Here is a 13,777-nt window from a genome sequence, read left to right as displayed (position 1 = left end):
TGATGATGAAACCGCAGGTTACTGTTTTTCTGCTGGTCACGTTGCTTGTGATGGCCAGAAATACCTTTTCGCAAGACAAAAACTTTCATATTTACCTCTGCATTGGGCAATCCAACATGGAGGGGAACGCCAAAATTGAGCCGCAGGATACGGTCAATATAAACCCCCGGTTTCAGGTGATGGAGGCCGTCAATTGCCCGGACTTAGGCCGGACGATGGGGCACTGGTATACGGCGGTTCCGCCCCTGTGCCGGTGCCGGACCGGCCTGACTCCCGCCGATTATTTTGGCCGCGAACTGGTCGCGCATCTTCCCGAGAAGGTCCGGGTGGGCGTCATCAACGTGGCCGTGGGGGGCTGCAAAATTGAGCTGTTCGACAAGGACCATTACGAAGCTTATACCGCCAATGTGCCGGGCTGGATGAAAAATTTCCTGAAAGAGTACGACGGAAACCCGTACGCCCGGCTGGTCGAGATGGCGAAGCTGGCCCAGAAAGACGGCGTCATCAAGGGCATTCTGCTGCACCAGGGCGAGTCGAACACGGGCGACACGCTGTGGACCCAAAAGGTCAAGGTGGTGTACGATAACCTGATGCACGACCTGAACCTGAACCCGAAAAAAGTGCCGCTGCTGGCCGGAGAAACCGTCAACGCCGATCAGGGCGGTATTTGCGCGAGTATGAACAAGATCATTGCGACGCTCCCGCAAACCATCAAAAACGCCCACGTCATTTCCTCGGCGGGCTGTACCGACGCGGCTGATAACCTGCACTTCAATGCCGCCGGCTACCGGGAGTTGGGGAAGCGGTACGCGGCTAAAATGCTGGCCTTACAGGGTTATCCTGTACCTTCGGTGGATTGATAACCAGTTACTACTACCCATGCGCCAAGGCGATTCAAAAATGAATGCTTTCATCCCGGCTAAAAACGGGATGAAAAAACTTTTAGGGATAGGCTTACTCCTGCTAGTCCAGTATGCGGGATTTGCCCAACCCACTCCCCCCAAACCGGTCGGTCCGGTACCCAGCCCAAACCAATTGAACTGGCAGAAAATGGAGTACTATGCCTTCATTCATTTTTCCATCAATACGTACACCGATATGGCGTGGGGCCTGGGGAACGAAGATCCCAGGCTGTTTAACCCGACCCAACTGGATTGCCGGCAGTGGGCCCGGATTTGCAAAGAGGCCGGGATGAAAGGCATCATTTTCACGGCCAAACACCACAGCGGTTTTTGTCTCTGGCCGTCGAAGTACACCGATTATTCGGTAGAAAAAGCCCCCTGGCGGAACGGGAAAGGTGACGTGGTGCGCGAAATGGCCAATGCCTGCAAAGAATACGGGTTGAAATTCGGGGTGTATCTGTCGCCCTGGGACCGCAACCACCCCGACTACGGCAAGCCCGAGTACATCACCTACTTCCGCAACCAGTTACGAGAACTGTTGACCAACTACGGTAACATTTTTGAAGTCTGGTTCGATGGGGCCAACGGCGGTTCGGGCTATTACGGGGGCGCGAACGAAACCCGTAAAATTGATGCGAAGACGTATTACGACTGGCCGAATACGTACAAACTCGTGCGTCAGCTCCAACCCAACATCGTCATCTGGAACGACGGCGGTGACCGGGCTGATCTGCGGTGGGTCGGCACCGAAGCCGGGTATGTGGGCGAAACCAACTGGAGTTTGCTGAATGCCACCGGCGACGTACCGGAGCAGATGCTGCGCCACGGCCTCGAAAACGGCGATACCTGGGTGCCGGGCGAAGTCAACACCTCCATCCGTCCGGAGTGGTTTTACCACGAACGGGAAGACAAGAAAGTAAAAACGCTGCCCCAACTGATGGACCTGTACTACAACTCCATTGGTCGGAACGGAACGTTGCTGCTCAATTTTCCGATCATGCCCAACGGCCTGATTCACGAGAAGGACGAAAAAGCCGTACAGGAGTTTGCCAAAGCCACCAAAGAAGCCTTTGCCGTGAATCTGGCCAGAAATTCCAAAGCCACGGCTTCCCAGGTACGCGGAAAAAAACCGGATTACGACGCCGGAAAAGCCGTTGACGCCGACTCGGAAAGCTATTGGGCAACCGACGATGCCGTTCGGAGCGCGTCGCTGACCCTCCAATTTAACAAACCCACGGCGTTCAACCGGTTTTTGGTGCAGGAACCCATCTGGTTGGGGCAACGGGTCAAGGCGTTTACCGTCGAAGCCCTGGTCGGTGGGAACTGGAAAGAACTAGCCAAAGAAACCACCATTGGGTATAAACGGATCTTGCGGTTTCCGACCGTCGAAGCCACGCAACTGCGGCTGACGATTCGGGATGCCAAAGGGTGTCCGTTGATTTCGAACCTGGCGGTATACAACGCCCCGCTGATTCTAACGCCCCCCCTCATCACCCGCGACCAGGCAGGCGCGGTACATCTCAAGCCCGGTGATACCGAAACAGAATTGTATTACACCCTCGACGGCAGCACGCCAACGGCAACTGCGAACCGCTACTCGACGCCCGTAAAAACCGGCAGCGGTAAAGTCGACGTTAAGGCAATCGCCTACAATCCGTTCACGAAACAAAGTAGTGTGGTCAGTGAAGAGAAATTTGACATCGCCCGCAGTGGTTGGAAAATCCTGAGTACCGATGCTAAATCGGCCTATCAGCTATTGGATGGCAATCCCAATACGTCCTGGCATCAAAGCAAAGGCCAAAAGCCGCCCGTGGATTTGGTGATTGATTTGGGTAAAGAAGAAAATCTGGTCGGTTTCCGATACCTGCCTCCCCAGAACTGGTGGGAAGAGGCCAGCATCATCACCCACTATCAGTTTGCGGTTTCCACCGATAACACAAGCTGGAAAACCGTCAGCGAGGGCGAGTTTTCGAACATAAAAAATAATCCGTCCTGGCAAACTAAACCCGTTGAACCGACCAAAGCCCGGTACATTAAAGTACGGGCTTTGAAAAATACACAGGAGGACTCGGCATCCGGCTACGCCGAAATTGACATCATTACCCAATGAAATTAGTACGATTGACCTTTTAACCTTGATGAAACCATGAATCAATTCCGACTTAGTCGTTTGAGGCTTATCTGGGCACTCCTTTGCCTGTCCAGCGTGGTGAATGCCCAGCCCCCGCGTGGGCCGCTGGTGGTATCGCCCCAGGTCAACGCCGACAAAACCGTTACGTTTCGCTACCTGGCCCCGCAGGCCAATGAGGTGAAACTCAGCGCCCAATTTGAAAAAGCGCCGGTGGCGATGACGAAAGGGGAGCAGGGTATCTGGAGCGTTACGGTTGGCCCTATTAAACCGGATATTTATCCCTACAGCTTTCAGGTGGATGGCGTGACCGTCATGGACCCCGCCAACGTGGCCTTTTTTCCAAACGAGCGGTTTAAAGCCAGTCTGGTGGATGTTCCCGGCGACACGCCCCTGGTCCACGCGATGAAGAATGTCCCGCACGGTTCCATCAACTACGAATATTACCCGTCGCTGGAAGGCACCACCGGCTCGCTGGTGGTGTACACGCCCCCGGGCTACGACCAGAATCCCTCGACAAAATACCCGGTTTATTACCTCATCAGCGGGACCACTGATACGGAAGAAACCTTCTTCAAGGTCGGCAAAACCAACCTGATACTGGACAACCTGCTGGCGGAAGGCAAGGCCAAACCGATGATCATCGTCATGCCCTACGGCAACATTGCGGCCCGGGTGGCCGAGCAGAAAGGCGGGGCCAAACCCGCCGACCCGACAGTGCGCGACGGTGCCGATGCGGTCAAAAGGGCCAATGATTTTGCGACGGATCTGGTGAGCCGGGTCATCCCGTATGTCGAGAAAAACTACCGGACTATTGCCAACCGGGAAAACCGGGCCATCGGCGGATTTTCGCGCGGGGGCGGGCAAACGCTCCGCACGGCCTTCAGCAACATGGACAAATTCGCCTGGGTGTGCGCCTACAGTTCGTACCTGTCGCCGGACGAAATGGAGCGGAGCTATAAACCCCTTGTCACCAACCCCGACAACACCAACAAGCAACTGAAACTGCTGTGGGTGAGCGTCGGCAGCGATGATTTTCTCTACAAAGGCACGGTGGAGTTCATGGACTACCTGAAAGCGAAAAAGGTGAATTACAAGAGCCTGATTACCGACGGTGGTCACACCTGGATGAATGTCAAGCATTACGTGGCCGAAACCACACCCTTACTCTTCCGCTAACCCGCTGATCCCCATGAAACGCCTTATCTACCTGTTTCCGGCCCTGCTGTTGGTTTCGCTGACCGCGATGGCTCAACAACGGCCACCCGCCATCAGTTCGCCCGACGTGCATCCCGACCACAGCATTACCTTCCGGTATTTTTCCAAAAAAGCGCAGAAAGTAACGCTGAGTGGCGAGTTTCTGAAGGCTCCGGTCGTCCTGACGAAAGACACCTCCGGCATCTGGAGCGTGACGGTTCCGCCCGTCAAACCGGACATTTATCCGTACAGCTTTTGGGTCGATAGCGTCCAGATCGCCGACCCGAACAACACCTACATCTTCGCTAACGAACGCTTTAAGCGCAGCATCGTCGATGTGCCCGGCGACCAGCCGCTGGTGCATGCACTCCAGAACGTGCCGCACGGCAAAATCAGTTACCGGTACTACAATTCGGGTACGTTGGTAACGACCCGGCAGCTCCTGGTCTACACCCCGCCCGGTTTTAACCCCAACGGCAAAACCAAATACCCGGTTTTGTACCTCATTCACGGCGGTTCGGATACGGAGGAAACCTGGACCAAGGTGGGCCGGGCCAACCTGATTGCCGATAACCTGATTGCGCAGGGCAAAGCCAAACCGATGCTCATTGTCATGCCGTACGGCAATGTGCGCCCTGCTCCGATGCCGGATTTTACGAAAGACATGGTCAGCGACATCATTCCGTTTGTGGAAGCCAACTACCCGGTTTTAAAGGATAGCAAAAACCGGGCGGTGGCCGGTTTTTCGGTGGGCGGGGGCCAGACGCTGAACATCGGCCTGACCCACCCCGAGACGTTCGCGTACGTGTGCTCCTACGCGCCGTACACGGCCACCGAGGAATTTAAGAAGAATTTTACGGACTGGTCGCCGAACGCGGATCAGCTCAACAAACAACTGAAACTGTTTACGATTAGTGTCGGCACGGAAGATTTTCTCTATGAGCCGGTGAAGCAGAACATCGCCATGTTCAAGGAAAAGGGTCTGAAACTGGATACGCAGATTGTACCGGGCGGCCACACCTGGATGAACTGCAAGCTCTACCTGGCCACGACGCTGCCGCAGCTTTTTAAATAATACAACCCCTAAATCCCCTGAAGGGAACACCCGGATTTGAGAGCCCCCTTTAGGGGGTTGGGGGTAAAAGACGAGAACTTAAAAAAAATCCGATAAGCCATCTATTTTCACCTTAACCAATCTCCCAATGACTCGTCACACGATCGCAGTTTTCGTCGCAGCCGCATTCACGAGCGCAACCTGTTTGGCGCAGGCCCCCCAAACGGTTTTGGAGGATTTTAAACCCTCTACGTTAAATCAACCAGGGCAGGAATACCCGCAGGTCAACTCCCAGGGCTACGCCCGGTTTCGGATCAAAGCGCCCAAGGCCGACAGCGTGAAGGTCAGCCTGGGCCTGGGCGGCCGGGGCGGCACCAAACTCACCAAAGGCGAAGACGGTTTCTGGACCGGCACCACCGAAGGACCGATGGACGAAGGCTTTCATTATTACCACCTGACCGTCGACGGCGGCACCTTCAACGACCCCGGCGCGCTGAACTACTACGGATCGGTCCGGTGGGAGAGTGGCATCGAAATTCCCGCGCATGACCAGGATTTTTATGCCTTGAAAAATGTGCCCCACGGCCACGTGCAGCAGGTGTTGTTTCCGTCGCCGAGCACCCAGACATCCCGCCGGGCTTTCGTGTACACCCCGCCGGGCTACGAGAAGGAGAAATCGAAAAAATACCCGGTGCTGTACCTGCAACACGGCTGGGGCGAGGACGAAACCGCCTGGAGCAACCAGGGCCACGCCAACCTGATCATGGACAACCTAATTGCGGAAGGAAAAATCAAGCCCTTTATCATTGTGATGACCTACGGCATGACCAACGAGGTAAAATGGGGCCGGATGAAGGAATTCCGAATTGAGCCCTTCCAGACGGTTTTGGTCGACGAACTGATTCCGTACGTGGACGCCAACTTCCGAACGCTGGCCGACCGCAACAACCGGGCGATGGCGGGCCTGTCGATGGGCGGCATGGAAACCCACACGATTACGCTCAATAAACCGGATGTTTTCGGGGCTTACGCGCTGCTGAGTGGCGGTATTTACACGCCGGATGAACTGAAAGACAAGGCAAAAGCCAAACTGATCTTTTTGAGCTGTGGTAGTAAGGAAAACCCGGATCGCGTCAAAAAAGCCGCTGCGGACCTGAAAGCGGCCGGTTACAACGCGGTTTCGTTTGTTTCCGAGAAAACCGCCCACGAGTTTCTGACCTGGCGTCGCAGTCTGCACGAGCTGGCGCCGTTGCTGTTTAAGTAGTCAGAAATGCCCTAAAACTTACCTGAAACATGAAGAACAATTTATTTCTGAAAAGGGTGTATATCGCCCTTGCCATTGCGCTGTTGATCGGAACAACGGCCTATTCGCAACCCAGCGACAAGGAAATGCCCCAGGGCTTCGATCAGGTCCGGGCGGGGATTCCGACCGGCAAGCTGGATTCGGTCACGTACGCATCCAAAACCGTTGGAACGACCCGCAAAGCCCTGATTTATACCCCGCCCGGTTACTCGAAAAAGAAGAAATATCCGGTGCTTTACCTGTTGCACGGCATCGGCGGGGATGAAAAAGAGTGGCTCCGGGGCGGCCACCCGCAGGTGATTCTGGACAACCTGTACGCGGACAAGAAGCTGGAACCGATGATTGTGGTGATGCCCAACGGCCGGGCCATGAAGGACGACCGCGCCGTGGGCAATGTGTTCGACAGAGACAAGGTCGAAGCGTTCGCGACGTTCGAAAAGGACTTACTGAACGACCTGATTCCGTTTGTGGAGAAGAAATATTCCGTTCTGACCGACCGCGAACACCGGGCCATCGCCGGGCTGTCGATGGGCGGAGGGCAATCGCTGAACTTCGGGCTGGGCAATCTGAACAAGTTTGCCTGGGTGGGCGGTTTTTCGTCGGCTCCCAACACCAAAAAACCGGAGGAACTGGTGCCGAATCCGGACGAAGCCCGGAAGCAGTTGAAGCTGCTCTGGATTTCGTGCGGGGATGCCGACGGGCTGATTACGTTCAGCAAACGCACCCACGACTACCTGTACGAACACAACGTCCCGCACGTGTACTACATCGAACCGGGCGTCCACGACTTCAAGGTCTGGAAAAACGGGCTGTACATGTTTTCGCAGTTTCTTTTCAAACCCGTCGACGTGGCTTCTCTGCCGAAATACACGATTCTGGGCACACCGGCCTCGACCAACATCCGCTCCGCCAAATACCCGCAAATTTTGCCCGATAACCGGGTCATCTTCCGGGTGAAAGCGCCGAACGCGCAGAAGGTGCAGATCGATCTGGGCAAAAAATACGAGATGGTGAAAGATACCAGCGGTTTCTGGACCGTCACGACGGATTCCGTCAGCCGGGGGTTTCATTATTACTCCCTGCTGATTGATGGCGTAGCTGTGGTCGATCCGGCCAGCGAGACGTTTTACGGCATGGGCCGGATGGCGAGCGGCATCGAAATTCCGGATCGGGACGGCGGTTATTACGCGCTGAAAGACGTGCCGCACGGCGACATTCGAATCAAACACTACCTGTCGAAAGCGTCGAATACCTGGCGGGAAATGTATGTGTATACGCCACCGGGCTACGATCAGTCGAGCGAGAAATACCCGGTTTTGTATTTGCTGCATGGCGGGGGTGAAGACCAGCGGGGTTGGGCGACGCAGGGCCGGACGAACCTGATTCTGGATAACCTGATTGCCGAGAAAAAGGCCAAACCGATGGTGATTGTGATGCTGGATGGCAATGGAAACAACCCGGGTGGACTGGCCGGTTTTAACGAAAACGTCCTGCGGGCGTTCGAAAATGAATTGAAGCAGGGAGCCATTCCGTTTGTGGAAAGCAACTTCCGGGTGGCTACCGACGCCAAAAACCGGGCGTTGGCCGGGCTGTCGATGGGCGGTTTACAGACACTGTACGCGGGCATCAAAAACACCGATATGTTCTCATCGCTGGGCGTATTCAGTTCGGGCTGGTTTGCCAACAACCCCAAATTGTCGGACCCGCAGTATGAGTTCATGAAAACCAATGCCAGCACCATCAACAACAACCTGAAGCAGTTCTGGATTTCGATGGGCGGCAAGGAAGACATTGCGCATCAGAACTGCCAGATCATGCTAAAAAAGTTTGACGAAATGGGCATCAAATACCAGTACAGCGAGTACGCGGGCGGACACACCTGGCCGGTCTGGCGGCACGATCTGTTTGGGTTTTCGCAATTACTTTTTAAATAAATGTTTAACTAAACCCCCAATTTTATTACAATGAAAAAGTTATTTTTTTCTTTATTCTTCTCAATTGCTAGCCTAGCAGCATTTGCTCAAAGCCCAATTGATGGCAACTGGAAAGGTAGCCGTGAAACACCAAACGGCACTTTTGAAGTAAACTATACCTTTAAGGTAGAAGGCAACAAATTAACAGGGACATGGAAAACTCAATTTGGAGAGTCGCCAATACAAGAAGGTACTGTTGATGGCAAAAAGATTTCGTACAGTATCACTTTCAACGACCGTAAAATGAGTTACACTGGCGAGTTAGTTTCTGACAAAGAAATAGTTATAAAAAGTGAACGTGGTGAGATGAAGCTTGCCAAGCAGTAAGGAAATTGTACCATTTAATTGCGCAAAAAAACAGTCAATTAAATGGTACTTTTAGTTTTTTAGATGGATTGGCGCCAGAAAATCGGAGATTTTTTGGAAAGTTACCAATTGTCAAATTATATGAAAAAGTTTGACGACATGGGCATTAAGTACCAGTACAGCAAATACGCCGGTGGACACACCTGGCCGGTCTGGCGGCACGATTTGTTTGGTTTTTCGCAGGTGCTGTTCAAATAAAATGCCGGTTCAAACCGGGAAAAGGTATGGTTCTGAAAAAAGACAAAACCGTTAGCAGTATCGTTGTTTCGCTCGTACTGGGCTTGACACCGGGCGCGTTTGCGCAAGGCATTCCGTCCTTAAAAGACACGTTCCAAAAGGACTTTGGCATTGGCACCGCCTTGAATCCGGCCCAATTCGAAGAAAGAGACCCGAAAACGACGGAGTTCATCGTCCGGCAGTTCAACATGGCCACGCCCGAAAATGTCATGAAGTCGGCGCTGCTCCATCCGACCTGGGATACCTACACCTTTGAAATGGCCGACAAACTGGTCGAATTTGGCCGGAAACACAACCTCAAAATCAATGGGCATACCCTGATCTGGCACAGCCAGTTGCCGGGCTTTATCCGGGGGATTCGCAGTGCGGATTCCATCCGGACCTTCTTTACCGACCACATCAAAACGGTGGCCGGGCGCTACCGGGGCAAGGTTTTTTCGTGGGATGTGGTCAATGAAGCGCTTAATGAGGATGGCACGATGCGGAAGACGGTTTTCCTGCAACACCTCGGTGAAGACTACGTTACAGAAGCGTTTCGGCTGGCGCAGGAAGCCTCGCCCAACACGGAATTATATTACAATGACTACAACAACGAAAAACCGGCCAAGCGGGCGGGATGTCTTGCGCTGATCAAGAAAATACAGGAGGCTAAAGTACGGATTGACGGCGTCGGCATTCAGGGCCACTGGCATGTGGGAAAAGTGCCTCTGAAAGACATCGAGGAAAGCATTTTGCAATACGCGGCCCTGGGGTTGAAAGTCATGATCACGGAATTGGACATTGAGGTGTTGCCCCGAAATTTTCAGGGGGCGGATGTCAGTCAGCGCATGGCGAACAACGCCGAGTCGAATCCCTACCCCGACGGCTTGCCCGACGCGGTTCAGCAGCAGTTAGCTGCTGATTACGAAGCCCTTTTCAAGTTGTTCCTCAAACACAAAGACAAAGTCACCCGGGTGACGTTTTGGGGCGTCAACGACGGAAATAGCTGGCTGAACAACTGGCCCATCCGGGGCCGGACCAATTATCCGCTGTTGTTCGACCGGAACAACCAGCCCAAACCGGCTTTTTACAAAGTCATTGCGCTAAAGCAATAGGGTGAACCCCCAACCGAAACGTCGGCCCGGGCCGACGTTTCGGTTGGGGGTTCACCTATCAAGTCTTTTTATTATCTTCTTACTCTATAACCATGATGAATCTACCCCGTATGAAACGAACGTACACCGCCCTGACCCTAACCGCCCTGATCGGTGGTTCGCTGACGACCCTGGCGCAGACCAACGGCGGCAAGAATCCGATTTCGCAGCCGCTGGTGTCGCACATTTACACGGCCGACCCCTCGGCGCATGTGTTTAACGGCAAAATTTACATCTACCCCTCGCACGACATCGACGCAAAGGATGTCAAAGAAGACGATGAAGGCGGACACTTCGCCATGCGCGACTACCACGTTCTGTCGATGGATAAGATTGGCGGCCCGGTGAAAGACAACGGGGTGGCGCTCGATATCAAAGACATTCCCTGGGCGGGCCGTCAACTGTGGGCGCCGGATGCCACGTACAAGAATGGAACGTATTACCTCTATTTCCCGGTCAAAGACAAGCAGGATGTTTTTCGGATCGGCGTGGCCACCAGCAAAAGCCCGACCGGGCCGTTTAAGGCCGAACCAGCCCCCATCAAGGGCAGTTACAGCATCGACCCCACGGTTTTTCAGGATACCGACGGCAAGGCATACTTGTTCTTCGGGGGTATCTGGGGCGGTCAGTTGCAGCGCTGGGACAACAACCAGTACAACCCGAAAGGCGCGTTGAAGAAAAAAGATGAGGTGGCGTATTTACCGCGCGTGGCCAGGCTGAGCGCCGACATGAAAAGCTTTGCCGAGCCAGTGCGCGAAGTGCAGATTCTGGACGAAAACGGGAAACCGTTCCGGGAGAAAGACAACGACAAGCGGTTTTTTGAAGCCGCCTGGCTGCATAAGTACAACGGCAAGTACTACTTCTCGTACTCGACCGGCGATACGCACAACCTTTGCTACGCCATCGGCGATAACCCGTACGGGCCGTTCACGTACAAAGGCGTTGTGTTAAAACCAGTGCTCGGCTGGACCAACCACCACTCCATTGTGCAGGTGGGCCAGAAATGGTATCTGTTCTATCACGACGTTCAGCTCTCCGGGAAAACGCACCTGCGGAACGTAAAAGTAACCGAGCTGACCTACAATCCGGATGGGACGATTAAGACGATTGACGCTTACAAATAAGTAGTTTATAGTTTCTCGTTTATGGTTTATAGATTTCAAGATAATGCACTGACAATTAAGCACTTTCTTTAAACGATAAACTATAAACGAGAAACCATAAACTATTCTAAACTGAGTACGTAATCCGCTTCTAACCTTCTTTTCATCATGCGTAAGTTAATCTCCGGTGCCCTGCTTGTGCTGACTCTCGCGTTCGTGGCTCCCGAAAAAGGGCTAAAAGATTATTACAAAAACTACTTTCCGATTGGCGTGGCCGTCAACCCGCGTATGGTGCAGCCCGGGCCGGATGCCGAACTGATCAAAACCCATTTCAACAGCATGACGCCCGAAAACGCCATGAAAATGGGGCCGATTCATCCGGAAGAAAACCGCTATAACTGGAAAGACGCCGACGCGATCGCCGACTTTGCGCAGCAGAATAACATCAAACTGCGGGGGCATACGCTTTGCTGGCACAACCAGACGCCCCGCTGGTTTTTTACCGACTCAACCGGCAAAACCGTCAGTCGGGAGGTGTTGCTGGCCCGGTTGAAACGGCATATTACCGATGTCATGGGGCGGTATAAGGGTAAAATCTACGCTTGGGATGTGGTCAACGAAGCCGTCCCCGATACCGGAACGAGTCTGTACCGGAAATCGAAGTTTTACGAAATCATCGGCGAGGATTACATCGAAAAAGCGTTTCAGTACGCCCACGAAGCCGACCCGTCGGTGCAGTTGTTTTACAACGATTACAACACCGAAAACGCGTCGAAGCGGGAGCGGATTTACCAGCTGTTGAAAAAGTTGAAGGATAAAGGGGTGCCTATTCATGGTGTCGGTCTTCAGGCGCATTGGTCTATCTACGAACCGACCCGGCAAGAACTGGAAGAATCCATCACGAAATTTGCCGGCCTGGGCCTGAAAATCCAGTTTACGGAAGTGGACGTATCGGTATACCCCAAAGAACACGAGCGCCGGGAACGGCGGGACACGGACAAAAGCGAGTTTACGGCCGAAATGAACGACAAACAGGCCGCTCATTACCAGATGCTGTTTGAGGTGTTCCGCAAACACCGCAACACCATTACGGGCGTGACGTTCTGGAACCTCACCGACCGCTATTCGTGGCTGGACAACTTCCCGGTTCCGGGCCGGAAGGATTATCCGCTGTTGTTCGATCAGAACGGCCAGCCGAAGAAGGCCTACGAAGGCGTCGTGAAGTTTTAGAGCAAATGCGTTGGGGCTGTTTGCCGGTAGTCAAAGAAGGCCAGCGAATGACGCAGGACACCGGTTTTTGTAATTACTTCTGAGTGTTGCTACCAAGATTAGTTAAACTCATAAATTTGGGTTTGTTACGACAGGAGTGGGCCATTCGACCTGCTCCTGTTTGTTGTTACCTGACAATCATGATCTAGTAAAGACTTCTGGCTATGCTTCCGTTTAACTGCAACCCGCCTATTCCCCGATTTAACTACCTGTGGTGTTTACTGCTTGTACTCCTGACCACAATCACATTTCCAACCCTGGGCCAGCAGAACCGGGAAGAGGAAAAGGTTAAGAAAGTGATTGTGGATGCTTTTCAGGCCATTGCTGACATCGACCTACCCAACTTGAGAAGCTATTGCCAACCCGACTTTATCCTGCTTGAAGATGGACAGGTTTGGACGATTGATACCTTGGAAAACCGCTTAAGACCCAATCTGGGCAGCGGCATGAAACGGGTCAACACCATTGATTTTATAAAGGTCACGGTCAGGGGCCCGGTCGCCTGGGTCAGCTATCACAATACAGCCGATATAACAAGGAACAACAAACAACGCCAGGTGAGATGGCTCGAAAGTGCAGTGCTGGAAAAAATGAAGGGAGAATGGAAATTAGCGTTGCTTCATTCGACCGTGCTGGAGGCTAAAAAGTAATATATCCCTTGCACTACCCGGAGTAAGAGATTCATCTTGCCCACGTATTTTGCCTTAAAACCGCCATTTTTCAATTCGATGGCTACCACCGAGCGCAAAACTGCGACAAGCTGTCGCAGTTTTGCGCTCGGTCTGATAATACCGCTCATAAAGAGTTTCATGTTCCCCGGCTTTTGCGAAGACAAACTCATATCCGCAAACTCGTTTTTCAGGTCGATGGCTAACTAGTGTTTGCTTTTGTAGGCTACTGGCGGTAAAAGGGGTTAGATATCTCCGCTATTACAAATAATTTGATTAATTTAAGGTGTAAGACAAGACGTGTCCAAAAATCGATGTAAACTTTTTAATGTACAGGAGAGCGTTTTCCTGTACTATTTTCTATCTCCCCATCTGCTAGGAGACTATTATTATAGTGATTATTACATTACAGCTTAATTCATTGCTTTATAAAAATAAACACTT

The 13,777-nt window shown here is 52.8% G+C and carries 11 protein-coding genes; all 11 read left to right on the top strand.

Annotated features, from left to right (window positions below):
• Positions 1 to 5: 5 nt before the first annotated feature.
• The 11 genes from ACO2Q8_RS03410 (at position 6) to ACO2Q8_RS03360 (ending at position 13,315) form a co-directional block, all read left to right on the top strand.
• The gene (locus ACO2Q8_RS03410; RefSeq protein WP_423343376.1) at positions 6 to 860 is read left to right on the top strand and encodes a sialate O-acetylesterase; all 855 of its coding nucleotides are present in this window, start codon (positions 6 to 8) and stop codon (positions 858 to 860) included.
• Positions 861 to 930: 70 nt separating this feature from the next.
• Positions 931 to 3,012, top strand: a complete 2,082-nt coding sequence (locus tag ACO2Q8_RS03405; protein ID WP_423343375.1) for an alpha-L-fucosidase — start codon at positions 931 to 933, stop codon at positions 3,010 to 3,012.
• Between the two features lie 36 nt (positions 3,013 to 3,048).
• Positions 3,049 to 4,209, top strand: a complete 1,161-nt coding sequence (locus tag ACO2Q8_RS03400; RefSeq protein ID WP_423343374.1) for an alpha/beta hydrolase-fold protein — start codon at positions 3,049 to 3,051, stop codon at positions 4,207 to 4,209.
• Positions 4,210 to 4,222: 13 nt separating this feature from the next.
• Positions 4,223 to 5,302, top strand: a complete 1,080-nt coding sequence (locus tag ACO2Q8_RS03395; protein WP_423343373.1) for an alpha/beta hydrolase — start codon at positions 4,223 to 4,225, stop codon at positions 5,300 to 5,302.
• A gap of 127 nt (positions 5,303 to 5,429) precedes the next feature.
• Complete coding sequence (locus ACO2Q8_RS03390; RefSeq protein WP_423343372.1) at positions 5,430 to 6,545, top strand: alpha/beta hydrolase-fold protein; 1,116 nt, start codon at positions 5,430 to 5,432, stop codon at positions 6,543 to 6,545.
• A gap of 125 nt (positions 6,546 to 6,670) precedes the next feature.
• Complete coding sequence (locus ACO2Q8_RS03385) at positions 6,671 to 8,518, top strand: alpha/beta hydrolase-fold protein (protein WP_423343700.1); 1,848 nt, start codon at positions 6,671 to 6,673, stop codon at positions 8,516 to 8,518.
• Positions 8,519 to 8,548: 30 nt separating this feature from the next.
• Positions 8,549 to 8,884 (top strand): hypothetical protein, encoded by a 336-nt coding sequence (locus ACO2Q8_RS03380; RefSeq protein ID WP_423343371.1) that lies wholly within the window; start codon positions 8,549 to 8,551, stop codon positions 8,882 to 8,884.
• A gap of 263 nt (positions 8,885 to 9,147) precedes the next feature.
• Complete coding sequence (locus ACO2Q8_RS03375) at positions 9,148 to 10,254, top strand: endo-1,4-beta-xylanase (RefSeq protein ID WP_423343370.1); 1,107 nt, start codon at positions 9,148 to 9,150, stop codon at positions 10,252 to 10,254.
• A gap of 110 nt (positions 10,255 to 10,364) precedes the next feature.
• Positions 10,365 to 11,417, top strand: coding sequence for a glycoside hydrolase family 43 protein (locus tag ACO2Q8_RS03370; protein WP_423343369.1), 1,053 nt, complete (start codon positions 10,365 to 10,367; stop codon positions 11,415 to 11,417).
• Between the two features lie 147 nt (positions 11,418 to 11,564).
• Positions 11,565 to 12,626, top strand: coding sequence for an endo-1,4-beta-xylanase (locus ACO2Q8_RS03365; RefSeq protein WP_423343368.1), 1,062 nt, complete (start codon positions 11,565 to 11,567; stop codon positions 12,624 to 12,626).
• Positions 12,627 to 12,829: 203 nt separating this feature from the next.
• Complete coding sequence (locus ACO2Q8_RS03360) at positions 12,830 to 13,315, top strand: nuclear transport factor 2 family protein (RefSeq protein WP_423343367.1); 486 nt, start codon at positions 12,830 to 12,832, stop codon at positions 13,313 to 13,315.
• Positions 13,316 to 13,777: the final 462 nt, after the last annotated feature.

This window comes from Larkinella sp. VNQ87 (genome assembly GCF_049445795.1).
GTDB lineage: Bacteria > Bacteroidota > Bacteroidia > Cytophagales > Spirosomataceae > Larkinella.
The sequence above is the reverse complement of the archived record's forward strand: the minus strand, read 5'-3'. Positions and strand labels throughout refer to the sequence as shown.